This window comes from Micromonospora sp. NPDC003816 (assembly GCF_042874705.1).
GTDB lineage: Bacteria > Actinomycetota > Actinomycetes > Mycobacteriales > Micromonosporaceae > Micromonospora.
On the sequence record NZ_JBIANP010000003.1, the window covers coordinates 671,140 to 697,031 of the forward strand.

Here is a 25,892-nt window from a genome sequence, read left to right on the forward strand (position 1 = left end):
GCCTGAACTGCCGAAGATACCGCGCGACGACCGCCGGAGCCAAGGCGGTCGGGCCCCGTCACACCACGGTGTGCGACGCCCGTGCCCCGACTCCGGGCGGTGTGGTCACCGGCGTTCGGTGCAGACCTCGTCGGATCGCGCGACCGTGTCGGTGGACCAGGCGACCGCGACCGTGAAGCAGTAGTCGAGGCTGCGGTTGAGGCCGTAGACCACGAAACTGTCGGTCCCGGCGGGCAGGTCGGCGAAGGGGCTCTTCGGCTGTCCGCTCCGGCCACCCGAGATGATCACCGGTCCCTCCGCCCCCGCCGGGTACGCCCAGCGCAGCGTCACGCTGTCCCGGTTGTCGCGCAGCGAGAGCTCGGTGGGCGGCGCGCCGGGCGAGGCCGGTGGTGCCTCCGGTGCCGACGCGGACGGAGTCGCCGCCCCGCTCGGGGCGTCCCCGGCGGTGGGGGAGCCCGGTTCGCCCGGCCCGTCGACCCGGGACACCCCGGCGATCACCGCGGCGGCACCGAGCAGCACCACGACCACACCCGCCGCGATGATCGGCACCAGCCGGTTCGGGCGGGGGGAGGGCGCGGCCGGCGGCCGGCGTACCGGCACCGGCAGCAGGCGGGACGACGGACCGGTGCGTTCCGGTTCCAACCGGCGCAGCCGGTAGACCCCCGGCGCCTGCGGCGCCGGACCGGTCAGACCCATCACGCTCGGCGGTACGGCTGCCCCGCTCGACTCGGCCGACGGCGTCGGGGTGGGCCGGGCCGGGTGGGCGGGGTCGGGCGAGGCCGGCTCGGTCGGTTGCCCGGTCCACCAGTCCTGCGGCGGCCCGGCCGGACCGTCCGCCGGCTGCCGTGGGGTCGGCACCGGCGACGCCGCCCCGGCGGGCTGCTGACCGACCGGGTGGCCCTGACCGGGGTGGTAGCCCTCGGGCGGGTGCTGCTCCCCGGCGTAGCGGGCATCCGCCGGGTCGCCCGTCGCCGGCCAGCCCGCCGGACCGGTGCTCCCCGTGGGCCAGTCCGCCTGGTATCCCGCCGGCCAGGTCCGTCCGTCGGTGGCCTCGGCGGGCCAGCCCTGCGGACCGCCGGTCCCGTCCCACGCCGCGTCGTCGGCGGTCCAGTTCGGGGTGGCTCCCGTCGACGTCGTCCAGTCCCGATCGACGTCGTCCGGGTCGGGCCAACCGCCCGGGTCCGCTCCGGACCCCGCAGGCCCGGACGCCGTCCAATTCGGGGTGGTCCCGGCGTCGGGGGGTGAGGACGCCGTCCACGTCGGGTCGGGTGCCGGCGCGGACGGTGCCGCCGTCCAGGTCGACGCCGGGCCGGAGGCCGGTGGGGTGGCGGTCGGCGGCCGGGTCGGATCGGTCCCGGACCAGTCCGCGCGGGGATCGTCCGGCCGGTCGTCGGTGTCGGGGTCGGGGTCGGACCAGTCGGGCGGGGCGGCGGCGGTGGCCGCCCAGTCGCCGCTGGGCGGGGCGTCGCCCTGCGACGGGGTCCGCGCGGCCGGTACGACGGAGCCCTCCGCGCCCACCGGCGGGGTGTCGGCGCAGACGTGGTCGGGGTTGGCCGGGGCTCGGGACAGCGACGCCACCTGGGCGGTCAACGGGTCGTCCGGGGCGAGGTGCCGACGGGCGAGTTCCCGGGCCAGCGCGAGGTGGTCCTGCGCCTCGGTGAACTGCCCGCAGTCGCGTTGCATCGAGCCGAGCCGGGCGAGCATCTTGATGCCGCTGGGCTGCCCGTCGCCGTAGACCTCGCGGTGCAGCTCCCACGCGTCCTGGAGGCGGTCGCGGGCCACCTGGCACTGGCCACGGGCGTACTCCACGGTGGCCAGGTCGGCGTGTGCGGCGAGGACCCGCAGGGACTCCGGCCCGTCCGAGGCGGTCAGCTCGATGATGACTTCCTGGTACAGCCGGGCGGCGCGGGACCAACTGCCGACCCGGTGCAGCACCGCCGCGAGGGTGGCCGCGGCGGCGACCGTACGCGGGTCGGAGCGGCCGTGCAGACGGGTGGTGGCGGCGTACGCGTACGCCGCCCAGCCTCGTGCGGAGTGCGGCTCGCCGAGGGCGACCAGCACCCGCGCGTGCAGGCCGGCCGCCTCGGCCATCTCGGGTGTCGCGTTGGCCGGGCGCGGGTCGGCGCCGGTCAGCGCGTCGGCGAGGAGCCGTTGAGCGCCGGCGAGATCGCCGGAGGAGACCAGGTCGTGCGCCTGATCAGTCAGTTCACCGAAGCCGGAGGGCACGCCCCATCGTGCTCATCCGACGACGTTATGTACAAGACCCGCGCCGGAGTGGTTCGGTCAGGATCCGGTCAGGGGCGGGTCAGGCGATCGGCCAATGCCTCGCTGATCCGGCGTAACTGGTCGACCTGGGCGGGGCTGAGCGCGTCGAAGAGGTGGCGGCGTACCCCCTCGACGTGGCCGGGTGCGGCGGCGGCCAGTGCGGCGAAGCCGTCGTCGGTGAGCAGGGCGATCTGCCCTCGCCGGTCGGTCGGGCAGTCCTCCCGACGGACCCAGCCGGCGGCCTCCAGGCGGGCCACGGCGTGCGAGAGCCGGCTGCGGGAGGAGCCGCTCGCCTCGGCGAGGTCGCTCATCCGCAGTCGCCGCTCCGGGGCCTCGGAGAGTCGGACCAGGATCTCGTAGTAGGCGTGCGGCATCCCGGCGTCGCGTTGCAGCTCGCGGTCGAGCGCCTCCATCAACGCGCGGGACGCGGTCAGGAACGCTCGCCAGGTGCGCTGTTCGTCCGGGTCCAGCCAGCGGGTCATGACGCCCATCATAGCGGAGATAGTTGAACGTTCAACTAAATCGCGCTAGCCTCGGTGGCATGGGAATCCATCGCCTCAACCACGCCGTCCTCTACGTCAGTGACCTGGAGCGCAGCGTCGCCTTCTATCGCGATGTGCTGGGCTTCCGCCGGGTGCCGATGACCCCGGAGGGGTTCCGGGGCGCTGCCTTCCTCCAGGCGCCCGACTCCACCAACGACCACGACCTCGGCCTCTTCGAGATCGGCGCGGGTGCCGGTCGGTCGACCGCCGGCCGGGCCACCGTCGGCCTCTACCACCTGGCCTGGGAGGTGGACACGCTCGACGAGCTGGCCGCCACCGCCCGCCGACTGGCCGGGGCCGGTGCCCTGGTCGGCACCTCCGACCACGGCACCACCAAGAGCCTCTACGGGCAGGACCCGGACGGGCTGGAGTTCGAGGTGGTCTGGCTGGTGCCGGCCGACCGGCTGGACGACGCCGCGCTCGACGCCCGTACCCGGATCGGCCGTCTCGACCTGGCCGCCGAGATCAGCAGGTACGGCGGCGACACCCGGGGCGGCATCGGCATCTCCGTCCCGGCCGCCGCGTCGCACTGACCCGTCCCGGCCGCGTCGCGGCCGGGCGGTGCGGTAGAACGGCAGGGTGGCAGATGAGGTGGGGCGGCAGGTGGTGGTCCGGCACCTGAGGGTCTGGGTGCCGGGCGCGTTGCGACGCGCGCGCCGGGCGACGGTGGTCCTCGGGTACGACGGGCGTGACCCCGCCCTGGCCGAGGAGGTCGTCCGGGTGGCCGGCGAGTGCGCCGGTGACGTCCGTGGTGCCCGGTTGACCGTGCTGGTGCTGGCCGGCGGCACCGAGGAGCTGCCGGCGCGGCTGGGTGCCGCCGAGGCGGGGCTGCCGACCGAGGTCACGGTGCACCTGATGCCCGGCCCGACGGCCCTGCTGCCGGTGGCGCTGCGCGCGTGCGGGGCGTCCGGCGCGCCGGTGCTGTCCTACCTGGAGGTGGCGGACGCGGTCGATCCGGTGGCGCTCTGCGCCGCCGCCTCCGGTCGACCCGGCGAGGTGCTGGTGCCGGCCGGTCCGGGTACGCCGCTGCGGCCGGCGCTGGCCGACGCCGGCTTCCCGTTGGTCGCCGAGGTCGAGTTGCCCTCCGGTCGGCGGATCGGCTTCGGCACCGCCTCGGACCGCAGCCTGGAGTCGTTCAAGGAGAGTCTCTGGGAGGCGGGTGGCGGCCGGGTCGACCCGGCGCCGCTGGGCCGGGCGCTGCTCGCCGAGTTGTCCCGCACCGGCCCGCGTACGGTGACCGAGCTGCGCCGGTACGCGGTGACCGACACGGCGTACCGGGCCGTGGACGCGGTGCGGGCCCTGGACGCGCTGCTCGACGCGGGCGAGGTGCGGCGTGACCCGGAGCAGGGGAGGCTCGGCGGGGACGTGGTGATCACGGCCGCCGCTCGGTGAGCCGTTTGACCGCCAGCGACGCGCCGGTGGCGATCACCCCGATGCTGAAGACGAGCTGCGCGCAGACCAGCACCCGGGCGAACTGTCCCTGGGCGTGCACGTCGCCGTAGCCGACGGTGGTCAGCGTGGCGAGCGCGAAGTAGAGCGCGTCCACCCGGGTGTGCAGCGCGACGAACTGCTCCGGAGCGACCCGGGCGACGACGTAGTCGGCCAGGGCGAAGGCGAGCAGCCCGGCGACCAGGGCCACCACCAGGTGCAGCACCGAGGGTGGCTGCCGACCTCGCGCGACGGCGACGAGCTGTCGGCGTACCTGGCCGGTGACCAGGGCGGCGACCCCGCCCAGCAGCAGCAGGGTCAGGGCGACGCGCAGGCCGAGGCGGGCACCGTTCGGATCGGCCTCGACCGGGACGACGAAGTACACGACCAGGAGCAGCAGGCCGGCCAGCCATGCCCGCCGACGTTCGCGCCGATGGTCCGGTGTCGATTGCATGTCGCGATTGTCCGGTCCGGCGCGCCGCCGACCGGGCGGATCCGTCGATTCCGGGGGTGGCGGGCCGGGGTCGGGGTGGGCCGCCGGCACGTGCGAACGGGGCGTCGGAGTGCTCCGACGCCCCGCGCGACCCCCGGGCTCACGCCCGGGACTTGTCCTGCTTCCAGGAGAGCGGGCCGGGCAGGTCGACGCGGTGCGCCTTGGCCCGCGAGTTCCACGACCAGCGACCGATCTTGATGCTCCAGGACGAGAAACCGTTCTCGGTGAAGTTCAGGATCAGCGGCCCGTACTTCTTGCGTTTGCGGAACATCAGACCCATCGTGGGCCTCCCTTCGTCATCCCCGCGCGGCATCGAAGATTCCCGTATCGACGATTCGCCAAACCATGTCGTGCACAGTGGATGTGAGACGTCCCCGGTGGCCCGAATATCCTATTCATCAGATGGGTGTTGTCGGGCTCAAGATCCTGGTTGAATCATCAGTGTGTGGAGTGAAAGAGCGTTCATCCCAACTCATGGGAGACGCGGAGTTGCCGACTCCACCTGGCGTTTCGGAGAGGACCCCGCATGCACCGCACCCCTCACCCCGTCGCACCGGCCACGCCGACCCGCCGCACGGCACCGGTGACGGCGTGACCACCGCGCAGCGCAGCCGCACCGACGAGCTGCGGCCGGTGGACCCGGAGCTGTTCCGCACGCTGCTGCGCCGCCAGGCCAGCACGGTCACCGTGGTCACCGCCGTGGCCCGGGGCACCCGACCCGCCTGCCTCGGTGACGTGGGCGCCCCGCTGCGGGCCGGGTTCACCGCGACCTCGTTCACCTCCGTGTCGCTGGACCCGCCGCTGGTGTCGTTCTGCCTCGGCGCGACCTCGTCCAGCTCACCGGTGCTCGACCGGGCCGAGCACGTCGCCGTGCACCTGCTCGCCGCGAACCAGACCGAGGCCGCCCGGATCTTCGCCGCCAAGGGCGTGGACCGCTTCGCCGCGTACCCCTACTGGGAGGCCGGTCCGTTCGGGCTGCCGCTGCTGACCGGGGTGCTGGCGCGGCTGCTCTGCCGGGTGGTGCACCGGGTGCCGGCGGGCGACCACTCGCTGGTGATCGCCGAGCCGCTGGCGCTCGCCGAAGGCGTCGACGGCGCGCCGCTGCTGCACCACCGGGGCGGCTACACCACGGCAGCCGCCGCGTGACCGACCGCGCCCGGCGCGGACCGCTGCGTCAGCGGGGTTCCCAGGCGTCGGGCGCGGTGGTCAGCCGCCGGACGTGGGCGGGCAAACGGCCGCCCACCACGTCGGCCAGGCTCACCTCGTCGACCACCCGGCGCAACGAGGCCCGCACCGCCACCCACAACCCGGGCAGGTGCTGCGCCACCCCGTCGTAGCTGGTCTCCTCCGGGCGCAGCCCGCGTACGCCGGCCAACGGTCCCTCCACCGCGCGCAGCACCGCCCCGATGGTCACCTCCCGGGGCGGCCGGGCCAGGGCGTACCCGCCCTCGGCGCCGCGCTGGGCGCGGACCAGGCCGGACCGACGCAGGTCGGCCAGGACCGCCTCAAGGAATTTGCGCGGCATGTCCTGCTCCGCGGAGATGGTCTGGGTGGACAGCAATGACGGGTACGCGGCGGCCAGGCTCAGCGCCGCTCGTACCGCGTAGTCGCCACGCGCGGAGATCTGCACCCTGCCATCATGCCCAACCGGCCCGTGCCTGGGCGTCGCCGGGCTGACGGAGTGACCGACCGGACGGGCGCTCTCACGCCTGACGGGCCTCGACCGGCGGGTGGGGCCGCAGCATCGGGGTCGGCTCGGCGGGTGACCGGGGACGGACGACCGGGCTCGGTCCGGGGTGTTCGCGGGCGGCCCGGAACGCCCCCGGGCTGACCCCGACCTCGCGGGTGAAGAACCGGCCGAAGTTGGTCGGTTCGGTGAAGCCGAGCTGCCGACCGATCCGGGCGATGGGCTCGTCGGTGGCGGCCAGCAACCGGCTGGCCTGGAGCGCGACCCGCTCGTCCACCACCTGCTTGGCGCTGCGCCCGGTCACCGCCAGGCAGGCCCGGGTGAGGGTACGCACCGAGCAGTTCAGCCGCTCGGCGTAGTCCTCGACCCGACGGGTGCGCTGGTAACCGCGCTCCACCTCGCGACAGAACCGGCGGAAGGTCTCCTCCTCGGGGCGACCCGCGCGGTGCGCCTCGGACGGCAGCATGCTCAGGCGCAGCAGCAGCACGGTGAGCTGGTGGCGCAGCAGACTGCGGCCGGCCGGCACGTCCTGGTGCCGACGGACGTCCACGGTCAACTGGGTCACCTCGTTGATGACCGCGTCCTCGTCCTCACCGGCGAGCTGCACGCGGGTGGGTACGTCGTCCACGTCGACGTCGAGCCCGCGCACCGCGTCCGGGTGCCAGCGGACCACGGTGGCGTCGAGACGGGGTGGCGGGCAGCGCAGCACCTGCCCGGCGCGTACGCGCAGTAGCGTGCCGGGCCGGCAGGGCTGGGCGCGGAAGTCCACCTCGGCGATGCCGTGACCGCCCGTGCTGAGCACGATCAGCTCGCGGTCGAGCAGGACCGGACGTCGCCACCGAGTGTCGGGCGCCAGATCACGCAGCGTGATCGTGTCGATCTCGGCCGGACCGGAGGCGGCGTCGGGCAGAACCCTGTCGAGGTGACCGGAAGGGACCATCACCTGCGACGTTAGCCCGCGACCGGCCGGTACGCACCTCTGGTGACGGGCGCGTCGCCGAGCCCGTGCCGTCGGCGTCCACCCCTCGACCGACCCGGATGGGTGGCGCGCTCTTGTCGGCGTACCGGCCGGCGGTTACGTTACCGATCGGTAGTCATCTGGTCGCCGTGGCGGGCGAACCGTCCGCGTCGACGGGCCGGCCGCCGGGAGGTCGCGGCCGGCTCGCGAGGGGATGCGCATGCAGGATCTGTTCTCGGTCGACGGCAAGACTGTCCTGGTGACCGGCGGTTCGCGGGGAATCGGGCTGATGATCGCCCGAGGTTTCGTGGCGGCCGGCGCGCACGTCATCATCTCGTCCCGCAAGGCCGCCGCCTGCGAGGCGGTCGCGGCGGAGCTGTCCGCGCTCGGCCACTGCACCGCGATCCCCGCCGACCTCGGCAGCGACGACGGCGCACGGCGGTTGGCCGCCGCCGTCCGGGACCGCGTGGACCGGCTCGACGTGCTGGTCAACAACGCCGGGGCCACCTGGGGGGCGCCGCTTGAGGAGTATCCGGAGAGCGCGTTCGACAAGCTCTGGGCGGTCAACGTCAAGGCCGTCTTCCGGCTCACCACCGAGCTGCTGCCGGTGCTGCGCACCGCCGCCAGCGCCGACGACCCGGCCCGCGTGATCAACATCGGCTCGGTCGACGGCATCCGGGTCCCGGCCATGGAGGTGTACGCCTACTCGGCGACGAAGGCGGCCCTGCACATGCTGACCCGCACCCTGGCGCACCAACTCGTCGGCGAACGGATCACCGTCAACGCGGTCGCCCCGGGACCGTTCGAGAGCAAGATGATGGCGTTCGTCCTGGACGACCCGGATGCCCGGGCCGCCGTCGAGGCGCAGGTGCCCCTCGGTCGGATCGGCCGCCCGGAGGACATGGCCGGCGTCGCGATCTTCCTGGCGTCGCGGGCCGGCGCGTACCTGACCGGCGCGGTGATCCCGGTCGACGGGGGCATCACCACGCACGGCTGACCGTCCGTGGTGCGGCCCTGGCCGTGGACCGGGTCGCGTGGCGCGGGCGGTGCGGGTGGTGTGCGTACCGCCGGACGAGCGGGGGCCGCGCGGACTCGGCAGATCCGCGCGGCCCCCGCCTACGTCGGTGGTCAGCGACCGGCGAGCAGCCGGTTCACCGCCGTGTCGACGTCCAGGTGCTCGGCCTCCCGGCCGCGCGGGACGACGACGTAGGTCCGCCGCAGGAAGCGCACCAACACGCTGCGCGGCACCTCGAACAGGGCGTTGCCGTCGGGCGACGACAGCGCCAGCGCGACGAAGTCGCCGCGCGGGGTGGCCCACGGCCAGACCCGCACATCACCGATGCCGGCCGGTTCGTCGAGGCCGGTGACCAGCAGTTCGCGAGCGAACGACCAGCTCACCGCCTCGCCACCCGCCGATTCGGCGTGGAACAGGACATGGACCGCATACGGGTCAGCAGGGTCGTAGCGCAGACTGGCGCGCACCGGCAATGCGGTGGCGTCAGGCGCGACTAGCCTTAGCGACGTCTCGACCTCAACGGTCGTCGGTCGGATGACACTCATGGACGTTCTCCCCCCGGCACCGCGTGCGGAACGCGCGTGTCCCGCTTTTCCCATACTCAGGCGCTACCTCTGGCTACGCTCCGCCATACGCTGACTTCACCCAGTGGTGGGAGAGGGTTCGGAAAGGCCGCGAGAATGTGAAAATTCATCTAGGATTTCCGGTTCTGCCCAGTGCCTTGATCCCGCCCGATCATCGGGTAGCTCAGTCGTCGACTTACTCCGGTAACGTCCAGTCGGCCGTTGCAGTGACGGTCCCGCGCCACACTGGGCGTGAAATGATCGGTGAGCGATCCTCAGTGGATCAGCTGGCGAGGCGGGACCCGTCGAACGGCGCGGCCCGCAGAGCCGAACAGCGGGGGTACGGGTGCCGAACGAACAGCACGACTGGCACGGTCGGTCAGTAGTCGACCACGAACCGGTCGACAATCGCCGAACCGGCCGCAACGAACGAGGCTTCACCGATGGGAATAGCCCCGCCGGACGGGGAAACCCTCACCGCATGCGGAACGAGCGAACCGAGACGGACCGGACCGACGCCGGGCCGGACGCCACCGGCGTACCCGGGCGGCCCCGCTGGCGGCAACGCGTCTCCACCACCCTCGCGCTGATCCGCGCCAACCCCACCGGCCGCCTCGCCCTCCGGGTCGTCATCGGCATCCTCGGCGCACTCGTGGTCACCATCGGCATCGTGCTCATCCCGCTACCCGGCCCCGGCTGGCTCCTGGTGATCGCCGGCCTCGGCATCTGGGCCGTCGAGTTCCACTGGGCCAAACGCCTGCTCGCCTTCACCCGCCGCCACGTCCACGGCTGGACGGCCTGGGTGAAGCGACAGTCCCTGGTCCTCCGCCTGGTCATCGGCTCGGTCGGCCTCGTCTTCGTCGCCACCGTCGCGCTGCTCTCGATCAAATACAGCCTCGGCATCGACGTGATCGCCCAGGTCCTGCGCTACCTCGCCACGAACTGACCCCGGATTCGCGGGTCGGCCGCACGATCGGGTAGAGTCAGCCGCGCTGAGGGCGATTAGCTCAGCGGGAGAGCGCTTCGTTCACACCGAAGAGGTCACTGGTTCGATCCCAGTATCGCCCACAAGTCCCCAGGTGCCCCCTGTCCGCAGAATGCGCGGACCAGGGGGCCTTGTCATTTCTGCTCCGGGGGCCGAGCCCCCGGATGCCCCCACGGTGCGGTGGTTGCGGTGCGTCGGTCCGCGCGGGTGTTGTCGCGGATGTGGTCGTCGACCCGTTCGGGCGGGATGCGGCGGTACCTGCCGTCCTTGGTGGAGTGCAGTTCGCCGGTGAGCGATCTTCATTCTGACGTTGGAGATGCCGAAGCCGAGCAGGGCGGTTATCTCAGCAGGTGAGTACCAGCGGGGGTGAGAGGTCGGGTCATGCCGCCACCCCGACGACGTCTTGTGGGCGAGTTCCTCCCGGCCGATGCGGTTGCGCTCCCGAGGTGGGGTGGCCGGACCGTGCCGGCCGAGCAGACCATTACCGGGAGCCGCCAGCGTCAACGTGTGTGAAGGCCGTCTTGACGTGGCTGCCCGACCCCGCAAGGGCGGGTCGACGGCGACGAGTTGGCAGGGCCCTGCTGGCTGTGTCAGCGCCTCACCAGTCGCGCCACTCGTCGGTAAGTTCCGCCCGGTCGATGCCTCGCCGATGGGTGAGGCCATCGACATCGACGCCTACCTCGCTCAGTGCATCGTCGATGTACTCGCACAGGCTTTCGCGCTCGCCGGTCTCGATCCTGCTTCCGTGTCCCTCGTCGATTGCATTGAGCGCCATGACGACCCGCTTGACCGGTGCGAAGATCTCGGCGTCGGAGGGCGCTGAGAGCGCACGCACGTCCGCTTCGTAGGCGTCAAGAGCAGCATCGATAGCAGCGATGAAGGGTTCTGGCCATAGGTGCAGAGCCCAGGCATCGTGCTCAGCAAGGGTGCCTACGGCGATGCGACCCTTCTGGTCCTCCACTTCGCGGCCCCAGTCTTCCGTGGGTCGTCTAGTCATGGCGCGCAGCGTAACGATGGCGTCTGCCGGGTGGGGAGGGCTATCCACGGTGCGGATCACCGCGATTCCCAAGATGACAGTCGTCCTGCATGATGACCGCGTGCACCCTTGGCAGCCGATCGACGGCCTCACCGTGCAAGGGCGGCACCTCCTAGCGAAAATGGCGATCCGCCAGGCCGAGGAATGCAGTCTCCAACGAGCGGTTGACGCCTTCGTCGAGCGCTACGAGCTTCTACGGCGGCTGAGGCCCGATGACTTCGGGGCTTCCGTGAGGAGTGCCGACGTCGATGAGTGACTAGCTGGGTGACGACCGGCACACATGGGTGGACGAGGATGGGCTTCCGGACCAGCAGCGACCTACCCCGCCGACGTGTTGTAGCGATCAAGTGTCGCTTTAGACGTCGAGGCGTCGCGGAAGACAAGTTCCCACGGGCCGGTGTTCACGTCCATGTCCTTGCCGAAGCCGATCCACTTTCCGGCCATCCGTCGACCGGTCGGCTCGGCGATGAGCTGGATTGCCCCGTGGTACCGGGCGCCCCGGTAGTAGCCGGTCGGGTCGGTCTGCTCTACCCAGGTGCCGGTGACGACGGCACCGTCCAGAGTCAGGTCCAGCGAGAGAGACGAGGACGCCGAGCCAGGCAGGCTGCGTGCCGTCAATCGATCGCCGTGCTGGAGCAGCACCACGAAGTGTTGTCCAGCGAAGGAGTCCCCCCGCCCGCTGGAGTAGAACTGGTAGCGGCTGAGCCACACGCCTTCGTACGAACGGCCGGTTGTCGTGGGCTTGGACGTCGGTGTCGGCGTAGCCAGGCTGGACACGGGAGAAGTCAGGTCGTGGCCGCCGTGGTCGTCGTCAGCGACATGCCCGTTGGGTACCGCTGCGAAGCCCAAGAGTGAGATGGGTAGCCCGGTGACGACTTCCAGCGCGCGGGCGTAGACGGGGCGCGGCGCGGCGATCGTGCCGGACTCCCATCGCTGGACGAGTCGCTTGTTGGCGTCATTGGGCTCGCCGACGCGGTGGCCCGCGGCCTGGAGCGCGCGAGCGAAGTCGTCCTGGCTCATCCGCATGCCGGTGCGGACAGCGCGCAACGCGGTGTTGGGGGCGGTCATGACCGTCACCCTAGCGTCATGTCGCCCAAATGTCGCCGGCTATGTGGTTGATTTGTCGGGTCTTGTGCCGTCGCAACAGGTGACATCCCGACGTCACTGTGGATCTGCGACGGTCAGCGTGCCGCCGCTTCCTACAGGCGGAGGTCAAGGATGCCGGGTAAAGGCGACGAGCCGGCGGTCAGTCGGGGTGAGCAGATCCAGGCGGCCGAGCGGGAGGCGGCGAAGCGTCGGCTGTTGGCCGAGGCGGAGGCGGATCGAATCCCGGTGGAGGAGACCACGCGGGCGGTGCCGGATCGGCGGTGGCGTCGTGGGCGTCGTTGAGCTGTTGCCGGTGGGGCGGCGGGTGGCGTACTGGCGGGGGCGGCGGAAGCTGTCGCAGCAGGTGTTCGCCGATCGGTTGGGGAAGTCGAAGAGTTGGGTGGACAAGGTTGAGCGGGGAGTGCGCTCGCTGGACAAGGTGTCCACGCTTCAGGAGGTCGCGACGGTCCTGCGTATCGACGCGGCGGTGCTGCTGGGCCGGGACGTCCAGCCCACGGATGTGTCCGACCGGACCGCAGACGTCGAACGGGTCCGCGCGGCCCTGTCGCGGTACGCGATTCCCCTCGGCCGACCGGCGGGCAGTCGACCGCTGCCGTCCGGCGCGCAGGTGGACCGGCAGGTCGCCTACGTCTGGACGACTTTCCAGCACGCCCGCTACGAGCGGGTGGCCGACCGGCTGCCGGAGTTGCTGGCCGACGTCGAGCACGCTCACGCGGCGGACCCGGTGGCGGGTCGGGGGCCGCTGGTGGAGGCGTACCGGATCACCGCGTCGCTGTTGGTGAAGATGGGTGAGCCGGATCTGGCGTGGCTGGCGGTCGATCGGGCGATGACCGCTGCCACCGGGGACCGCATCCTGGTGGCTGCGGCAGCGGTGCAGCTCGGTCAGGTGCTGCGGGGGTGTGGGCAGGTGCGGGCGGCCAGGTCGGCGATGTTGGCCGCCGCCTACCGGATCGTGCCTCCGGCCATCGAGGACGGCCCGCCTGAGGAACTGTCGCTGGGCGGGACCCTGTTGGTGCAGGCGGCGTTGGCTGCCGCCCGATCAGGCGACGAGACGGCGGTGGCTGATCTGCTCGACGAGGCGGCAGCGTTGGCCGCTCAGGTCGGTGACGGGCACGATCACCACCGCACCGGGTTCGGGCCCACGGCGGTGCAGGCGGCCAGGGTGAGCGCAGCGGTGGAGTTGGGCGACGGCGGCGACGCGGTGGCGTGGCATGAGAAGGCGACCGACCGGGACGGTTGGCGGTGGTTGCCCGTCGAGTACCGCGCCGGGCACCTGATCGACGCCGCTCGCGCGTACCTGCACACCGATGATCCGATCAACGCCGGCCGGGCACTGGTGGAGGCCGATCGGATGGCGCCGGCCGAGGTCCGGCACCGTCCGGCGGGCCGGGACGTACTCGCGCAGATCGTCCGCGACCCCACCGCGCCGACCACGCTTGTGCACCTCGCCGCCACCATCGGGGTGGGCTGAGGATGACCGCGCCGTTCCTGTCCCTGGCCCAGATCCGCAACCGACTGATCCTGACCGCCCGCTGGGTACTGCGCGACCACCAACCCGGCCCCGACGGCTACTGCCCGAACTGCCGCACGGCGGACTGTCCAGTGGCTGCCGCCGCGCGGGACGTCCTCCGATCGGCGAAGGAAACACGGCTGTGGAGTACCGCAGGACAGCCGGAAGAGGGTGACTCCGGCTGACTGCGGTCGTCGACCTGCATCGGTTGACCTCAACCTGACGTCAGGTTGCATGCTCTCGATGTTCGCGTCGGCGAACGGACGGGAGCGGGTGGAATGCGAGTGGTCCAGGTAGTTCGTTTCGGGGGACCCGAGGTGCTGGTGCCGGCTCAGGTGCCAGATCCGGTGGCCGGACCGGACCAGGTCGTGGTCAGCGTCGCGGTGGCGGGGATGACGTTCGTCGAGACGCAGATCCGGCGTGGCACCGACAGGTGGCATGAACGGCCGGAGGTGCCGTACGTGCCGGGAACTCTGGTCGCCGGGCTGGTGAGCGCGGTCGGTGCGCAGGTGGATCCGGCGTGGCGGGGACGGCGCGTTCTGGCCCGCACGCGCGAGACCGGCGGTTTCGCCGAGCAGGTGGTGGCGCTGGTCGGGGATCTGTTTCCGGTGCCGGACGGCCTGGGTCTCCCGGAGGCCACCGCCCTGTACAGCGACGGCAGCACGGCGCAGGGGTTGGTCGAGCACGCCACGATCGGCGCCGGTGAGTGGGTTCTCGTCGAAGCGGCGGCAGGTGGGGTGGGCAGCCTGTTGGTGCAGCTCGCCCGTGCGGCGGGCGCGAGGGTGGTCGGAGCTGCGCGCGGGTCCCGGAAGCTCGATGTGGTCAGGGGCCTGGGCGCCGACGCGGTGGTCGACTACTCCGAACCGGGCTGGGCCGGGCGGGTCCTCGAAGCGACCGGCGGCAGGGGAGCGGATGTGGTGTTCGACGGTGTCGGCGGCCCGATCGGGCGGGCCGCGTTCGAGGTGACGGCCCGTGGCGGTCGGTTCTCGGTGCACGGTGCGTCCAGCGGCGAGGCCACGGTCATCGAGCCCGCCGAGGCGCGTCGCAGGGGTGTGGAGGTGATCGGCATCGAGCAGTTGTTCGGGTTCGGGCCGGAAGTGGCGCGGTGGGCGGAGCAGATGTTCGCCCGGGCGGCGGCGGGAGTGGTGCGGCCGGTCATCGGGCAGACCTTTCCGTTGGAACGTGCCGCCGATGCCCACGCGGCGATCGAGAACCGCACCGCAGTGGGGAAGACCCTGCTACTGATCTGAGCGCCTCGGAAACCGACCGGGCTGCGTCGGGGCATCACGGACCCGACGCAGCCCCTGCTCCGTGCGGTCAGAGCCAGTTCTTGTGCCACCTCTGGTAATTGCCGTTGTTGCACGGTTCGGCGTAGGCCCATCCGCTGTAATTGTTGTCGGCACACCGGCCGGTCAATTCGTTCGCCACTCGCGACGGCTGCGTGAGGAAGTACCAGAATTGGAGCGGCTGGCTGTTCTCGCACGCTGCGGTGTAGAGGTCGCCGTTGTAGTTGGTGGAGAGGCATCGACCCGTGGCGACGTTCACCATGATGTATCGGTGGACGATGGGGGCGGCGGGCAGGTCGTACCACTTCTGGTTGTTTCCGCCGTTGCAGGCCAGGGTGTAGACGGTGCCCGACGAGTTGCTGTCCAGGCAGAGCCCGGTCTGCACGTTGCGCAGGTGGTACACGGGCGCCGCTGCGGCGGACGCCGCCTGTGGCGCGGCGATCACCGTCATGAGGCTGGCGAGGAGGGTGATCACCATGGTGAACAGCGCCCCGGCGGACTTGCTACGGATCATTCTGCGGTCTCCCGGATGAGGTGATGACATTCGCCGTGGTTGCTCACGCTGAATAGTGAGCTTTGTGGACGGCGGCGGCAGTCATTACATCGACACGGTTGTTGTCGGCGCAAGTTTCGATCCGGTGACCCTCTACACAAGATCTGTAGTGAACTTTGGGCGAGTGGTGTCGTAGCGGCGAATAAGTGTTGTCGGTCACGTGAACCATCGACCGCCCGGATCGTCGTCATCGGTATGCGGGAAATTCGATCCACCGCGCGTGGGAAATCCATAGCGCGCTTCGTCCGAGCACTATCGACGCTGCTGCTGATACCGGTGGCGGTGCTGGCCCCCTCCCCGGCCCAGGCGACAGCACCGGCGGCGGCGGTCCAGACAGCCGCCGTCGACCCGACCGCCGCGAACCTGACCGCTGCCAACCGGATCGAGCCCGTCGCCGGGATGCCCGACTGGTCCCGCGCGGGCTATCTGGGTGGCGCGCCGTTGCCGTCCGACGGCGACCTGGCCGGTGGCGCCTGCACGATCAGCACGGCTCGGCTCGCCAGCGAGTTCGGCGTCCGCGCGAACGACAGCATCGACGACAGCAGCGGCCTTCAGGCCGCGATCGACCAGATCAAGGACTCCTGCTCGCCCTCGGGCAACCACCGCCGGCTCTCCCTGATCACCCTGCCCGCCGGGCGGATCGACATCACCCGGCAGATCTACGTCGACGCCAGCTTCCTGATCCTGCGGGGTCAGGGTGCGGGCGACGGCGGCACCCGCGTCGTCTTCCGGCCGGGCGCCGACACCCGGTACGACACGCTGACCGCCGACGGCAGCCGGTGGCACCAGGACTCGATGATCTGGGGCACCGCCCCCGACGAGGGCAGGGGCGGCTGGATCTGGCCCGGTCGTGCGCTGTTCAAGGTGCAGACCCGCGAGGTCGCCGAGCGGTACCTGGACGAGTGGACCACCGCACCGCGCAACCGCAAGGACCTGTTCGAGGGGTCGATCAACCAGCACTGGGCCTCGGGCGTGAAACTGGCTGCGGCCTCCGGCGACCCGGGCTTCTCGGCCCGTACCGGGCGCTCTGTGATCCACATCGACGCGGCGGCGAAGATGGACCGGTTCGTCGTCGGTGGCTACGTCTGGGTCGGCGCCGCGAACAGCCGGAACTTCTACGAGCAGCAGGGCCTGTCGCCGGACGACCCGGGCGTCCGCGAGAACCTGCACATGCGCCAGCAGATGTTCCGGGCGGTCCAGGTGGACCGCACCCGCAAGACCGTGACCCTCGACCGGCCGCTGGAGTACGACGTGCCGGTCGACTCGACGTCGGACGGCTCGGCGCCGATCGGCAGCACCGCCTACACCAGCAAGATCACGCCGTTGCGCGTGGTCGAAGGGGTCGGCTTCGAGAACTTCGCCTTCAGCCAGGAACTGCTGGACATGCCGAAGCACGGCGGTGGTCGCTACACCACGCCGCCGAGCGACGCGGTGCACAACTACGGCAACCTCGCGCCCGAGTACGCCATGCACGGCCTCGCCTTCAAGTGGGCCGCGAACAGTTGGGTGCGCGGACTGACCGGCACGATGACCGGCTCGCACCCGGTCGTCACGGAGGTCGCCCGCAACCTGCAGATCGAGCACAACACCTTCGACGGCGCGTGGAACAAGGGCAAGGGCGGCAACGGCTACCTGCGCGGCAGCCGGGTGTGGGACTCGCTCTGGGCCTACAACACCAGCCGGAACCTGCGGCACTTCACGTTCCAGTGGTCGGCCAGCGGCAACGTGGCGTTCCGCAACGACCTCGACTCCGACCTCAACCTGCACGGCGGCTGGGAACGGTACAACCTGTTCGAGGGCAACACCGTACGCGTGCCGTACGAGCACCGGTCCGGCAACTGCACCGCGAACTGCGGCGGTGAGGGCGGCGAGCTGGAGGACGGCACCTGGTTCCCGATCTGGTGGGCGGCGGCGGCCAAGGCGATCAAGTGGTCCGGTGCCTCCGGCCCGCAGAACGTCTTCCACCAGAACACCCTGATCAAGCAGTCCACGCCCGGCGGCCCGTTCCTGCCGTACGCGCCCTACTCGGTGGGTAGCGGCAACAGCAGCGCGATCTACCAGTTCGGCTCCGACGCGAACAACCCGCGCGCGTTCGCCCCGTTGAGCCAGGGCGGCGCACCGATCAAGGACTGGGCCGGGCGGGAGACCGCGACCTTCGACGGCCAGGGCGTCGTCGTCCGCAACGAGCGGTGGCCCTCCCTGTTCCTCCGCGACGTCGGCCAGCTCGATCCCCGGGACGAGAACCGCCAGGAGGTCATCACCTGGAACATGCAGGGAGCGGGGTCCGCGGCGGATGGCAGCTACCAGAACAAGTACCAAGAGGTGAGGAGCTTCCTCACGCAGAGCCAGGCATTCGTCGTAGCTCTGCAGGAAGCCGGAGTGCCCTCGCCGGGCATGACCCGTCTAGCCCAGCACCAGCAGAATGTCTACGATCGAGGCAATGTCCCGAATGGCCCGGGATTCCCGACCGTCGATGAGTACCGCTGGGGCAGCGAAGGGCGCCCCGGTAGCGCGAGGTTGTACTGGTTGCACACCGACACCTCACCGGCGGGCTTCGGGCGGGTCAACCTGGCGGTGGCCACCCGAGAGCCGGCGGACGAGGTCATCGTGGTCGCCGCCGGACTCAACGGCTCCCGTCCCGCTCTCGGCGTGCGGCGCGGCGAGACGGTGTTCTTCACCGTGCACGGCTGGTCGCCCGGCGGCCCCGACACGCCAGCTCTGCTGCAGAACATTCGTACGCACATGCAGAACAACCCGGGCCCGAACGGTCCTTACGAATGGATCGTGCTCGGCGACTTCAACCGGGAACCGAACAATCTCCGTAACGCGCTGCCTGCGCAACAGTTCGGAGTGATGGATCCGCCTCAGCACACGCATCCCACCCAGAATCCGACGCACAGTTATGACTACGGGGTGACGGATTTCGGGGGCGGGGCGCCGACCCTGCTCAACGCCAGGACACTGACGACGACCGTCTCCTCGGATCACTTTCCCGTCCGGTACAGCCTGACGCTGCGCGCGGCTGCGGAGAACCCACCGCTTGCCACTCCGACGCTGCCGGGCCTGGCGTTGCTGCGCAACGCCGCCACCACGAACGTGGCCGACGTCGAGCCGGGCGGTGGCCCGCTGGTTCCGGACACCGCCTATGACGCGGGACGGGACCAGCGGTGGCGGCTGGACTGGGACTACGAGTTCGACGGTCACCTGCGGCTACAGAACGTGGCGGACGGCCGGTACATCGGGCTGGAGAGCAGCGCGCCGAACTCCCGCGCCACGCTCAGCTCGGCACGGAGGCTCGACCAGTTGTGGCGGCCGATCATCGCCGACAACGGCGCGTGGACGCTGCGGAACCACGTGAACGGACAACTGCTCACCGCCATCACGCCCGGTGACTTCCAGCTGGGTGTCCGGGACGCGGACGGTTCGGCGGAGCAGCTCTGGTTCTTCGCCTCCCAGACCGAGGTCGGGGAACGGCGGGAGATCCGGCACGTGGCGACGTCGCCGCAAGGGGAGACCGAGATCGATGTCGCCGATCCGGACGGCGTCGAGAATCGACCGGTGCGGCTGCTGCCGAACGACACGGCGACCGAAGGCTGGGAGCCGATCTTCGTCGGCCAGCGGGGTGCCGACCGCTGCTTCCATCTGCTCTTCGGTGACGAGTACCTGACGTCGTCGCCCGGCGGGACGGAGCCGCTGCCGGGTGGGCAGGTGGTACTGGAGCCGTACGCGCCGAACAGCGACGGCCAGGTGTGGTGCATGCACCAGGACACCGACTCGATGAGCATCTACAACATGACCGGGTTCCACGGTGCACCGGTTCCGTTGTACCTGACCGACCACGGGGTCCACGCCCAGCTCACGGTGGAGTTCGCCGGCTCCGACGGCGTCGAGAACTGGCGCTGGGCGGACTGACTCACGTCGAGGCGGCCCCAGGCCGGGCAGGGCGCCTGGGGCTGCCTCAGCCGGCGCACCGATATCGACGACATGAGATTCCCGCGCCGTTGGTGCGGGAGGAAGGAAATCGCCATGGAACGGCTCCAGGGTAAGACCGCTCTGGTCACGGGCGGAGCGATGGGGATGGGAGCGGCAACCGTCCGACGGTTCGTGACGGAAGGCGCCCACGTGGTCATCGCCGACGTCAACCGCACCGTGGCGGAGGCGCTCGCCGCGGAACTCGGGCCGCAGGCCGTCGCCGAGAGACTCGACGTCCGGTCGGCAGAGGAGTGGGCAGCCCTCGTCGGGCGGACGGAGGAGCGCTTCGGCTCCGTCGACATCCTGGTCAACAACGCCGGCATCGCCGACCCCGCTCCACTGGAGCAGTGGGACGCCGCGCGGTTGCAGCGCACGTTGGACGTCAACCTGATCGGTGTCTTCAACGGCATCCAGGCCGTCGTCCCGGCGATGAAGCGGGCCGGCGGCGGATCGATCGTCAACATCGGCTCCGTCGGCGCTCTCCAGGGCGTGCCGAGGATGTCCGGCTACGTGGTGTCGAAGTGGGGCGTACGGGGCCTGACCAAGACCGCCGCGCTGGAGTTGGGCGTCCACGGGATCCGTGTGAACGCGGTGCACCCCGGCCAGATCCAGACGCCGATGACCGAAGGCGTCACGTTCGACACGAGCAACGTCGCGCTCGGCCGGGTCGGGCAGCCGGACGACATCGCCCGGATCGTCCTCTTCTTCGCCAGCGACGACTCGACGTTCGTCACCGGCAGCGAGGTGGCGGGCGACGGTGGGCAGATCGCCGGCCCGGCCGACTACCAGGGTCTGCCGCAATGACGGGCACGCCACACCCGAGGGTGGGAGAGGGGTGCGGCCTCAGGTGAACCGGCGGACCTGATCGCGGCGGTGGCCCCAGACGGTGAGTCCGGCGAGGACCGTGATCCAGACCGCGAGCATCACCAGTGACAGTGGCCCGACGGACTCCCCGGTGAGCGCGACCAGCACCAGGTCGGTCGCGCCCCGGGTGGGTACGAAGGGTGCGATCTGCTCGATGATCTTCGGCGTGTCCGCGTCGTCGAAGAACATCCCGCCGGCCACCGCCAGCGGCAGGAAGCCGACGCTGTTGGCGAGGGCGGCGACCCGCATCGACATCAGGTAGCCCATCGCCAGCCCCAGCAGGGTGAAGGTCACCACCGCGACCATCAGCGCCCCCGCCGCCAGCAGTACCCGTGACGGCGGCGCCGAGGCGGCGGTGAACACGCCGGCCACCAGCAGGATCGGGATGACCGCCGCGGCGACGACCGCCAGCCCGACCAGCAGATAGCCGGACATCTGCGGCCCGATTCCACCGGGCAGGGTGCGCAGGTAGTTTCCCCAGGCCGACTCCCGCTGCGCCGCGATCGCCACGCTGAAGTGACCGACGCAGGCCATGAGCACCCCGAACACCACCAGGGTCGCGGTGGCCGAGGTGATCGCCACCGGGTCCTGGCCGATGAAGGGTACGACGAAGAACACCATGACTCCGACCGGAACCAGTGCCACGGTCAGGAACATGGTGGGCGTCCGGATGGTGTCGGCGAGGTTCCGCCGCGTGTAGGTCATGGTCAAGGAGGACATCGAACGGCCTTTCCGGTCAGGTGGTCCGCCGATCGCCGGTGATCGCCAGGAAGGCGTCCTCCAGCGAGGCGGATTCGATCTCGATGTCGGTGAAGGACGCGCCGGCGGTCACCAGTTCCCGGACCAGCGCGGCGGCATCGTTGGTGAGCAGATGGGCGCGGTCGTCGTCCGGCTCGATCGAGGCGACTCCGCTGAGTGCGGGCAGCACCGGGTCGGTCAGTGTGACCCGCTTGAGCCGTACCCGGCCACGGATCTCGGCGATACCGCCGTCGGCGATGACCCGGCCCTGGTCCATCACCACCACCCGGTCGGCCAGTGCCTCCACCTCCTCGATGTAGTGGCTGGTCAGCAGCACGGCTCCGCCGTCGGCGTGGAAGGACCGGATGCCGTCCCACAGCGCCCGCCGGGCGTCCACGTCGAGACCGGTGGTGGGTTCGTCCAGGAACACCAGCCGGGGCCGCCCGGCGAAGGCCAGCGCGACCGCGACCCGCCGCTGCTGTCCGCCGGAAAGACCGCCGGCCTGCCGGTCGGCCAACGAGGTGAGGTCGAAGCGGTCGAGTAGTTCGGCCCGGTCCACCGGATCGGGGAAGTGCGCCGAGACGAAGTCCACCAGTTCGGCGACCCGCCAGGTCTCCGGGAGCCCGGTCTCCTGCGGCGTCACGCCGATCATGCGTCGGGTCGACTCGCTGCGCGGGTCACCGCCGCACAGCTCGACACTGCCGGAACTGGGCCGGAGCAGGCCGGTCATGACGTTGATCAGGGTGGACTTTCCGGCACCGTTGGGGCCCAGCAGTCCGAGTACCTGCCCGGCCGGGATGTCCAGGGACACACCGTCCAGCGCGGCCTTGTCGTGGTAGCGGCGGGTGAGGTCGCGTACGTGGGCGAGGACGGTCATGCGGCGGCCTCCGGGACCTGTCGGTGCGGGTCGGACATGATCGACGGAAGGTCGGGGAAGGCGAACGGGCTCGGCTCACCGTGCGGTACGACCGGCCACGCCTGCCCGGTCCCGCCGCGTGTCAGCACCAGCTCGGCGACCTCGGCGACCCGACCGGGAGACAGGACGGCCACTCCCAGGTCGCTGATGAAGGGGACCGCCTCCCCCAGGATCGGGGTGTCGACGAAGGTGGGGCACAGCGCGTTGACGGTGACGCCCCGGGCGGCCACGATCGGCGCGACGGAGCGGACCAGCCCGATCACCGCGTGTTTGGTGGCGGCGTAGAGCGGGTTCATCGGGCTCTCGCTCAGGCCGGCCAGGCTGGAGGTGGCCAGGATCGCGCCGGATCCCTGCGCGGTGAACACCCCCAGAGCGGCGTGCAGCCCGTAGACCACCCCGTCGAGGTTGACCGAGACCAGGTCGCGGTAGTGCTCGGGCCGGAAATCGTCGGTGAAGCTGCCCTGTTCACCGATTCCGGCGTTCAGCACGGCGACGTCGAGGCGGCCGAAGTGCGTGGTCGCGGCCTGGACGGCGGCGATGTTGTCGGCCAGCCGGGCGACGTCGGTACGCACGAAGGCGCCGGCAACCTCCCGGGCGACCGCTTCACCGGCCGGATCGACGTCGGCGATGACGACGCGGGCGCCGCCGGCCGCGAAGCGACGGGCGATGGCCGCACCGATTCCGCTGGCGCCACCGGTGACGAGTGCGACTGTGCCGTCGAGGGGGTTCATGTCTTCTCCGTGCGGGACGGGACCGGCCGGGTGGCGTGGTCGATGGCGGTGGTGATCTCCCGCACGTAACGGTCGATGTCGAGGGCGGGATCGCGGGAGAGCGCGGTGGGCACGGCGTCGATCACGCCGCGCACGATCCGGGCCATGACGGTGACGTCGAAGTCCCGGAAGTCGCCGCATTCCTGCCCCGCCGTCAACAGGTGCTCCAGCGGCAACAGCAGTTGCCGGTCGAATTCGGCGGGGTCGGCGTCGGACACATCGGCCAGGCCGCCGCTGGTGAGGATCTCGACGAGGGCGATCATCCGGGCCGGGTGGACGCGCATGTATCCCAGGTTCGAGCTGATGTAGGCCCGTAGTTGGCCTGCCGGTGTGGTCTCGGCATCGATCACCGGTGCCATGGACGCTGCGGCGTCGGCGTAGACGGTGGTGACGACCTGCGTGATCAGTTCGGACTTCCCCGCGAAGTGGTACGAGATCAGCCCACGGCTGATACCCGCCCGGGCACCGATCTTGCCCATCGACGCGCGGTGATAGCCGACCTCAGCGATGGTCTCCACGGCGGCGTTCACGATCTGCGCCCGCCGCGCCTCCTCGATGAAGGAGCGTGGCTGGCCGTCGTGATCAGGTTTTGGCACCATGGCCAAAATTTAGCACGCACTGCCAACGGCCCGTCAGTGCAGCCAGTTCCGCCGGGATCTGTGGGTCGCTCCGAGGACCGCGCACCCGCCGCGCGGGCGAGTTGTGCGTAGGTCGGGTGCCGGGATGCCGCTCAGGGTGCGGTGTGACGGAGGCCGTCGACGACGAGCGTCAGGACCTGGTCCGCATTGGTGCGGAAGCTCGGGTGGTCGTAGGCCGCGCAGATGCCGTTGATGGCGATCATGACGGCGTCGGCGCTCACGTCGTCGCGGATGGATCCGGCCTCGGCGGCGTCGGTCAGGAGGTCGGCGATGACCTGGTGCAGGGCCTGGGCGCCCTCGGCCAGGGTCTCCGAGCGGGTCGTCATGAGCGTCGCGAGGGTGCGGGCGAGACCCTCGTGGGCGTCCAGGTGGGCTACGAAGCCGCGCAGGAAGGACTCCAGCGCCTCGTCGGCGGGGAGGGCGGCGTGCAGCTCGCGGGCGCGGTCGCACAGCGCGGCGAGTTCTTCGCGGTAGACCGCCTCGGCCAGGGCCTCCCGGGTGGGGAAGTGGCGGTAGAGCGTGCCGGTGCCCACGCCGGCCAGCTTGGCGAAGTCGTCGAAGCGCAGGTTGAAGCAGTTCTTGGCGAAGAGTTCGCGGGCCTTGGCGATCAGGGCTTCGCGGTTGCGGCGGGCGTCGGCGCGGAGCGGCTTGGCGTCGGTCACGTGAGGTCCCAGGTTGACAAGTGGAGACTGTCTCCATATTTTTGGAAGTGGAGGCAATCTCCAATTATAGGGTACGAGGTGGCGCGTGAAGATCTTGATGTTCGGCCGGGGCGTTGTCGGTGCAGCCTATGGGTGGGCCCTGGAACGGGCCGGGCACCATGTCGAGTTCTACGTCCGGCCGGGGCGTGCGGCGACGTACGGGGACACGATCGACGTTGATCTGCTGGACGCGCGACGGCGGCCGTGGGGGAAGCGGGTCGTGGAGAAGTGGCCGGTGCGCCTCCGCGAGTCGCTGGAGCCGGACCATGACTTCGACCTGATCGTGCTGAGTGTGCAGCACTACGGCTTCGCCGAGGCGGCGGCGTTCCTGGGGCCACGCGTGGGCGGGGCCACCGTGCTCGTCTTCAACAACCTGTGGGTCGAGCCGCTCACCGCGATCGAGCATCTCCCCACCGAGCAGGTGGCCTGGGGCTTTCCCGGGGCCGGCGGAGGGTTCGGCGACGACGGGGTGCTGCGGGCGTCCCTGCTGCCGATGGTCTTCCTCGGTACGCTCGACCGGCCGCCGACCGAGCGGGAGCGGGCCGTCCGCGAGGTGTTTCGCGGGGCCGGGTTCCGGACCCAGGAGAACTCCGACTTCCGGGGCTGGCTGGCGGTCCATTTCGTCCAGAACGCGGGTCTGCACACGCAGAGCCTGCGGCGGGGTTCCCTGTCCACGCTGACGCGGGGCGACATGCGCGAGGCGATCCTCGCCGTCCGCGAGCTGCTACCGCTGGTCGAGGCGCGGGGCGTCGACCTGCGGCGGCATCGGTCCTCGCTGCTGCCGTTCACCGGACCCGTCTGGCTGGCCGCGCCGGCACTCGCCTGGATGATGGGCCGATTCCCGCCGGCGCGCAGGGTGACGACGGCGCACGCCAACCCCGAGGAGTTGCGCGCGGTCTGCCGCGACACGCTGGCGGAGGCGCGCCGGCTCGGCATACGGGTGCCCCGGCTGGAGGCGGCCGAGCCCTACTTCACCGACGCGACGACGGCGGGAACGGCGGCGGCTGCGTAGTCGGTGCATGTAAGGAGGGGTCCCCTGCTAACGCCTGGTGTATAGCAGGGGACCCCTCCTTACATGCGACGCCGCGCGTCACCGAGTCTGGAGCCGCCTACGCCGCCTACGCCGGCTGCGTTCCTTGCGTCGGCTGCGCCGGCTGCGGATCCGGCTGGAACGCCACGTCGGTGACGTCGGCGACCAACTCGGTGAAGTCGGTGCCGTAGGCGGCCGGCTCGATGATGCGCAGCACCAGCGCGAACGGCCGGTCGGCGCCGTAGGTGCGGGCCAGTTCCGGGTGGTGCGTGCTCAGGTAGCGGGCGGCGGCGAGGTTGCTGCCGGCGGTCAGGCCGCCGATGAAGAACACCGGGCGACCACCCACCGGACCCCAGAACCGGGCGAGCAGGACGTAACTGGTCTCCGGGCGGTAGACGTACTCGGTGCCGCCGACCGTGAACGACACCCGACGCTTCTCCTCGTCGAAGATCTCGTACGTCACGCCACGGAGGATCGCGCGTACGTGCGTGACGCTGCGCGGGCTGGCACCGCCGGGGCCGCCGACGCAGAACTCGGTCAGCCGGCCGATCTCCCCGGTCGGCTGGTCCTCGCCGACCCGGTCCGCGTGCGCGCCGCATTCCCGGGCGATGGTGGCCAGCTCCACCAGTGCGGCGACGTCGCGGCGGTGGACGCTGAACTCGCGCGGCGACGACGCGTGCCGGGAGACCACCAGGAGGCAGCTCGCTCCGGCGGTCAGGCCGAAGAACGCCCGTGCCCGGTTCAGCTTGCGCCGACGTAACAGAAACCCCGAGAGCCAGACCGCCGTACCGGCGATGACGCTCGCCAGCAGATTGATCACAAGGTCACCCACGCC

Annotated in this window: 29 protein-coding genes, 1 tRNA gene and 1 pseudogene; 14 read left to right on the plus strand and 17 right to left on the minus strand. The window is 71.0% G+C overall.

Annotation, left to right across the window (positions count from 1 at the left end):
* Positions 1-105 precede the first annotated feature (105 nt).
* Together ACFYTT_RS13895 and ACFYTT_RS13900 are read right to left on the minus strand one after the other, a co-directional pair.
* Positions 106-2,226: a tetratricopeptide repeat protein gene (locus ACFYTT_RS13895; protein WP_387259297.1), complete on the minus strand. Its 2,121-nt coding sequence runs from the start codon at positions 2,224-2,226 to the stop codon at positions 106-108.
* Between the two features lie 68 nt (positions 2,227-2,294).
* Positions 2,295-2,756, minus strand: a complete 462-nt coding sequence (locus ACFYTT_RS13900) for a MarR family winged helix-turn-helix transcriptional regulator (RefSeq protein ID WP_131057363.1) — start codon at positions 2,754-2,756, stop codon at positions 2,295-2,297.
* Between the two features lie 50 nt (positions 2,757-2,806).
* On the opposite strand from ACFYTT_RS13900, the gene ACFYTT_RS13905 reads away from it, so the two are divergent.
* Together ACFYTT_RS13905 and ACFYTT_RS13910 are read left to right on the plus strand one after the other, a co-directional pair.
* Complete coding sequence (locus tag ACFYTT_RS13905; protein ID WP_131057361.1) at positions 2,807-3,340, plus strand: VOC family protein; 534 nt, start codon at positions 2,807-2,809, stop codon at positions 3,338-3,340.
* Between the two features lie 46 nt (positions 3,341-3,386).
* On the plus strand, positions 3,387-4,199 hold the full coding sequence (locus ACFYTT_RS13910; protein ID WP_387259300.1) for a hypothetical protein: 813 nt from the start codon (positions 3,387-3,389) through the stop codon (positions 4,197-4,199).
* On the opposite strand, the gene ACFYTT_RS13915 is transcribed toward ACFYTT_RS13910, so the two are convergent.
* Together ACFYTT_RS13915 and ACFYTT_RS13920 are read right to left on the minus strand one after the other, a co-directional pair.
* Entirely contained in the window at positions 4,180-4,689 is a 510-nt protein-coding gene (locus ACFYTT_RS13915; protein ID WP_131056658.1) for a potassium channel family protein, read from the minus strand. The genes ACFYTT_RS13910 and ACFYTT_RS13915 overlap by 20 nt on opposite strands.
* Positions 4,690-4,828: 139 nt before the next feature.
* Positions 4,829-5,008, minus strand: coding sequence for a DUF4236 domain-containing protein (locus ACFYTT_RS13920; RefSeq protein WP_131056659.1), 180 nt, complete (start codon positions 5,006-5,008; stop codon positions 4,829-4,831).
* A gap of 311 nt (positions 5,009-5,319) precedes the next feature.
* Here ACFYTT_RS13920 and ACFYTT_RS13925 point away from each other — a divergent pair, with 311 nt between their 5' ends.
* Positions 5,320-5,874, plus strand: coding sequence for a flavin reductase family protein (locus ACFYTT_RS13925; RefSeq protein WP_131056661.1), 555 nt, complete (start codon positions 5,320-5,322; stop codon positions 5,872-5,874).
* Positions 5,875-5,902: 28 nt separating this feature from the next.
* Here ACFYTT_RS13925 and ACFYTT_RS13930 read toward each other — a convergent pair whose 3' ends face one another.
* A complete protein-coding gene (locus ACFYTT_RS13930; protein ID WP_131056663.1) occupies positions 5,903-6,358 on the minus strand; it encodes an Rrf2 family transcriptional regulator in 456 nt (151 codons plus the stop codon).
* A gap of 73 nt (positions 6,359-6,431) precedes the next feature.
* Entirely contained in the window at positions 6,432-7,355 is a 924-nt protein-coding gene (locus ACFYTT_RS13935; RefSeq protein ID WP_176093154.1) for an AraC family transcriptional regulator, read from the minus strand.
* 238 nt (positions 7,356-7,593) lie between these two features.
* Between ACFYTT_RS13935 and ACFYTT_RS13940 the strand changes: the two genes are divergently transcribed.
* Complete coding sequence (locus ACFYTT_RS13940; RefSeq protein ID WP_131056667.1) at positions 7,594-8,370, plus strand: glucose 1-dehydrogenase; 777 nt, start codon at positions 7,594-7,596, stop codon at positions 8,368-8,370.
* Between the two features lie 131 nt (positions 8,371-8,501).
* On the opposite strand, the gene ACFYTT_RS13945 is transcribed toward ACFYTT_RS13940, so the two are convergent.
* Positions 8,502-8,933: an SsgA family sporulation/cell division regulator gene (locus tag ACFYTT_RS13945; RefSeq protein WP_007457244.1), complete on the minus strand. Its 432-nt coding sequence runs from the start codon at positions 8,931-8,933 to the stop codon at positions 8,502-8,504.
* Between the two features lie 499 nt (positions 8,934-9,432).
* Between ACFYTT_RS13945 and ACFYTT_RS13950 the strand changes: the two genes are divergently transcribed.
* Positions 9,433-9,897, plus strand: a complete 465-nt coding sequence (locus ACFYTT_RS13950) for a TIGR02611 family protein (protein WP_176093155.1) — start codon at positions 9,433-9,435, stop codon at positions 9,895-9,897.
* 50 nt (positions 9,898-9,947) lie between these two features.
* Positions 9,948-10,019 (plus strand) — tRNA-Val (locus ACFYTT_RS13955).
* A gap of 129 nt (positions 10,020-10,148) precedes the next feature.
* Here ACFYTT_RS13955 and ACFYTT_RS13960 read toward each other — a convergent pair.
* Together ACFYTT_RS13960 and ACFYTT_RS13965 are read right to left on the minus strand one after the other, a co-directional pair.
* Positions 10,149-10,319: pseudogene (locus tag ACFYTT_RS13960) on the minus strand (excisionase family DNA-binding protein); the annotation flags it as partial.
* Positions 10,320-10,534: 215 nt separating this feature from the next.
* Complete coding sequence (locus ACFYTT_RS13965) at positions 10,535-10,933, minus strand: hypothetical protein (RefSeq protein ID WP_176095801.1); 399 nt, start codon at positions 10,931-10,933, stop codon at positions 10,535-10,537.
* Positions 10,934-10,982: 49 nt separating this feature from the next.
* Here ACFYTT_RS13965 and ACFYTT_RS13970 point away from each other — a divergent pair, with 49 nt between their 5' ends.
* Complete coding sequence (locus tag ACFYTT_RS13970) at positions 10,983-11,228, plus strand: hypothetical protein (protein ID WP_387259305.1); 246 nt, start codon at positions 10,983-10,985, stop codon at positions 11,226-11,228.
* A 62-nt stretch (positions 11,229-11,290) separates the two neighbouring features.
* Here ACFYTT_RS13970 and ACFYTT_RS13975 read toward each other — a convergent pair whose 3' ends face one another.
* Positions 11,291-12,049 carry a DNA-binding transcriptional regulator gene (locus tag ACFYTT_RS13975; RefSeq protein ID WP_131051210.1) on the minus strand — a complete coding sequence of 253 codons (759 nt, stop codon included), beginning with the start codon at positions 12,047-12,049 and terminating at the stop codon, positions 11,291-11,293.
* A 141-nt stretch (positions 12,050-12,190) separates the two neighbouring features.
* Here ACFYTT_RS13975 and ACFYTT_RS13980 point away from each other — a divergent pair, with 141 nt between their 5' ends.
* From ACFYTT_RS13980 to ACFYTT_RS13995, 4 genes are all read left to right on the plus strand, one after another.
* Positions 12,191-12,361 (plus strand): hypothetical protein, encoded by a 171-nt coding sequence (locus tag ACFYTT_RS13980; protein WP_236145550.1) that lies wholly within the window; start codon positions 12,191-12,193, stop codon positions 12,359-12,361.
* Positions 12,348-13,550, plus strand: coding sequence for a helix-turn-helix domain-containing protein (locus ACFYTT_RS13985; protein WP_387259307.1), 1,203 nt, complete (start codon positions 12,348-12,350; stop codon positions 13,548-13,550). The genes ACFYTT_RS13980 and ACFYTT_RS13985 overlap by 14 nt, the downstream gene beginning before the upstream one ends.
* A 2-nt stretch (positions 13,551-13,552) precedes the next feature.
* Positions 13,553-13,774: a hypothetical protein gene (locus tag ACFYTT_RS13990; protein WP_387259309.1), complete on the plus strand. Its 222-nt coding sequence runs from the start codon at positions 13,553-13,555 to the stop codon at positions 13,772-13,774.
* Between the two features lie 93 nt (positions 13,775-13,867).
* Positions 13,868-14,839 (plus strand): zinc-binding dehydrogenase, encoded by a 972-nt coding sequence (locus ACFYTT_RS13995; RefSeq protein WP_131051213.1) that lies wholly within the window; start codon positions 13,868-13,870, stop codon positions 14,837-14,839.
* A 67-nt stretch (positions 14,840-14,906) separates the two neighbouring features.
* Here ACFYTT_RS13995 and ACFYTT_RS14000 read toward each other — a convergent pair whose 3' ends face one another.
* Complete coding sequence (locus ACFYTT_RS14000; RefSeq protein ID WP_161594883.1) at positions 14,907-15,389, minus strand: RICIN domain-containing protein; 483 nt, start codon at positions 15,387-15,389, stop codon at positions 14,907-14,909.
* 315 nt (positions 15,390-15,704) lie between these two features.
* Between ACFYTT_RS14000 and ACFYTT_RS14005 the strand changes: the two genes are divergently transcribed.
* Complete coding sequence (locus tag ACFYTT_RS14005; RefSeq protein ID WP_387259312.1) at positions 15,705-19,340, plus strand: endonuclease/exonuclease/phosphatase family protein; 3,636 nt, start codon at positions 15,705-15,707, stop codon at positions 19,338-19,340.
* 114 nt (positions 19,341-19,454) lie between these two features.
* Positions 19,455-20,204: an SDR family NAD(P)-dependent oxidoreductase gene (locus tag ACFYTT_RS14010; RefSeq protein WP_176093845.1), complete on the plus strand. Its 750-nt coding sequence runs from the start codon at positions 19,455-19,457 to the stop codon at positions 20,202-20,204.
* A gap of 39 nt (positions 20,205-20,243) precedes the next feature.
* Here the strand turns inward: ACFYTT_RS14010 and ACFYTT_RS14015 are convergent, their stop codons facing one another.
* The 5 genes from ACFYTT_RS14015 to ACFYTT_RS14035 all read right to left on the minus strand — a co-directional run bounded on the left by ACFYTT_RS14015 (position 20,244) and on the right by ACFYTT_RS14035 (position 23,988).
* Complete coding sequence (locus ACFYTT_RS14015) at positions 20,244-20,984, minus strand: ABC transporter permease (RefSeq protein WP_387259315.1); 741 nt, start codon at positions 20,982-20,984, stop codon at positions 20,244-20,246.
* Between the two features lie 16 nt (positions 20,985-21,000).
* On the minus strand, positions 21,001-21,879 hold the full coding sequence (locus ACFYTT_RS14020) for an ABC transporter ATP-binding protein (protein ID WP_357212477.1): 879 nt from the start codon (positions 21,877-21,879) through the stop codon (positions 21,001-21,003).
* Positions 21,876-22,649 carry an SDR family oxidoreductase gene (locus ACFYTT_RS14025; RefSeq protein WP_357212479.1) on the minus strand — a complete coding sequence of 258 codons (774 nt, stop codon included), beginning with the start codon at positions 22,647-22,649 and terminating at the stop codon, positions 21,876-21,878. Before ACFYTT_RS14025 ends, ACFYTT_RS14020 begins: the two co-directional genes overlap by 4 nt.
* On the minus strand, positions 22,646-23,287 hold the full coding sequence (locus tag ACFYTT_RS14030; protein WP_387259319.1) for a TetR/AcrR family transcriptional regulator: 642 nt from the start codon (positions 23,285-23,287) through the stop codon (positions 22,646-22,648). Before ACFYTT_RS14030 ends, ACFYTT_RS14025 begins: the two co-directional genes overlap by 4 nt.
* A gap of 131 nt (positions 23,288-23,418) precedes the next feature.
* Positions 23,419-23,988: a TetR/AcrR family transcriptional regulator gene (locus ACFYTT_RS14035; protein WP_176093850.1), complete on the minus strand. Its 570-nt coding sequence runs from the start codon at positions 23,986-23,988 to the stop codon at positions 23,419-23,421.
* An 85-nt stretch (positions 23,989-24,073) separates the two neighbouring features.
* On the opposite strand from ACFYTT_RS14035, the gene ACFYTT_RS14040 reads away from it, so the two are divergent.
* On the plus strand, positions 24,074-25,039 hold the full coding sequence (locus ACFYTT_RS14040; protein WP_131051222.1) for a ketopantoate reductase family protein: 966 nt from the start codon (positions 24,074-24,076) through the stop codon (positions 25,037-25,039).
* Positions 25,040-25,145: 106 nt separating this feature from the next.
* Here the strand turns inward: ACFYTT_RS14040 and ACFYTT_RS14045 are convergent, their stop codons facing one another.
* Positions 25,146-25,889, minus strand: coding sequence for a hypothetical protein (locus ACFYTT_RS14045; RefSeq protein ID WP_387259322.1), 744 nt, complete (start codon positions 25,887-25,889; stop codon positions 25,146-25,148).
* Positions 25,890-25,892: the final 3 nt, after the last annotated feature.

Excerpts from the sequence above, each read along its gene's own strand:
- ACFYTT_RS13920 (WP_131056659.1), bottom strand. The coding sequence starts at position 5,008 with ATGGGTCTGATGTTCCGCAAACGCAAGAAGTACGGGCCGCTGATCCTG.
- ACFYTT_RS14015 (WP_387259315.1), bottom strand. The coding sequence starts at position 20,984 with ATGTCCTCCTTGACCATGACCTACACGCGGCGGAACCTCGCCGACACC.
- ACFYTT_RS13915 (WP_131056658.1), bottom strand. The coding sequence starts at position 4,689 with ATGCAATCGACACCGGACCATCGGCGCGAACGTCGGCGGGCATGGCTG.
- ACFYTT_RS14030 (WP_387259319.1), bottom strand. The coding sequence starts at position 23,287 with ATGGTGCCAAAACCTGATCACGACGGCCAGCCACGCTCCTTCATCGAG.
- ACFYTT_RS13995 (WP_131051213.1), top strand. The coding sequence starts at position 13,868 with ATGCGAGTGGTCCAGGTAGTTCGTTTCGGGGGACCCGAGGTGCTGGTG.
- ACFYTT_RS13905 (WP_131057361.1), top strand. The coding sequence starts at position 2,807 with ATGGGAATCCATCGCCTCAACCACGCCGTCCTCTACGTCAGTGACCTG.
- ACFYTT_RS13965 (WP_176095801.1), bottom strand. The coding sequence starts at position 10,933 with ATGACTAGACGACCCACGGAAGACTGGGGCCGCGAAGTGGAGGACCAG.
- ACFYTT_RS13940 (WP_131056667.1), top strand. The coding sequence starts at position 7,594 with ATGCAGGATCTGTTCTCGGTCGACGGCAAGACTGTCCTGGTGACCGGC.
- ACFYTT_RS13935 (WP_176093154.1), bottom strand. The coding sequence starts at position 7,355 with ATGGTCCCTTCCGGTCACCTCGACAGGGTTCTGCCCGACGCCGCCTCC.
- ACFYTT_RS13945 (WP_007457244.1), bottom strand. The coding sequence starts at position 8,933 with ATGAGTGTCATCCGACCGACGACCGTTGAGGTCGAGACGTCGCTAAGG.
- ACFYTT_RS14025 (WP_357212479.1), bottom strand. The coding sequence starts at position 22,649 with ATGAACCCCCTCGACGGCACAGTCGCACTCGTCACCGGTGGCGCCAGC.
- ACFYTT_RS14010 (WP_176093845.1), top strand. The coding sequence starts at position 19,455 with ATGGAACGGCTCCAGGGTAAGACCGCTCTGGTCACGGGCGGAGCGATG.
- ACFYTT_RS13980 (WP_236145550.1), top strand. The coding sequence starts at position 12,191 with ATGCCGGGTAAAGGCGACGAGCCGGCGGTCAGTCGGGGTGAGCAGATC.
- ACFYTT_RS14020 (WP_357212477.1), bottom strand. The coding sequence starts at position 21,879 with ATGACCGTCCTCGCCCACGTACGCGACCTCACCCGCCGCTACCACGAC.
- ACFYTT_RS13990 (WP_387259309.1), top strand. The coding sequence starts at position 13,553 with ATGACCGCGCCGTTCCTGTCCCTGGCCCAGATCCGCAACCGACTGATC.
- ACFYTT_RS13900 (WP_131057363.1), bottom strand. The coding sequence starts at position 2,756 with ATGGGCGTCATGACCCGCTGGCTGGACCCGGACGAACAGCGCACCTGG.
- ACFYTT_RS14000 (WP_161594883.1), bottom strand. The coding sequence starts at position 15,389 with ATGATCCGTAGCAAGTCCGCCGGGGCGCTGTTCACCATGGTGATCACC.
- ACFYTT_RS13950 (WP_176093155.1), top strand. The coding sequence starts at position 9,433 with ATGCGGAACGAGCGAACCGAGACGGACCGGACCGACGCCGGGCCGGAC.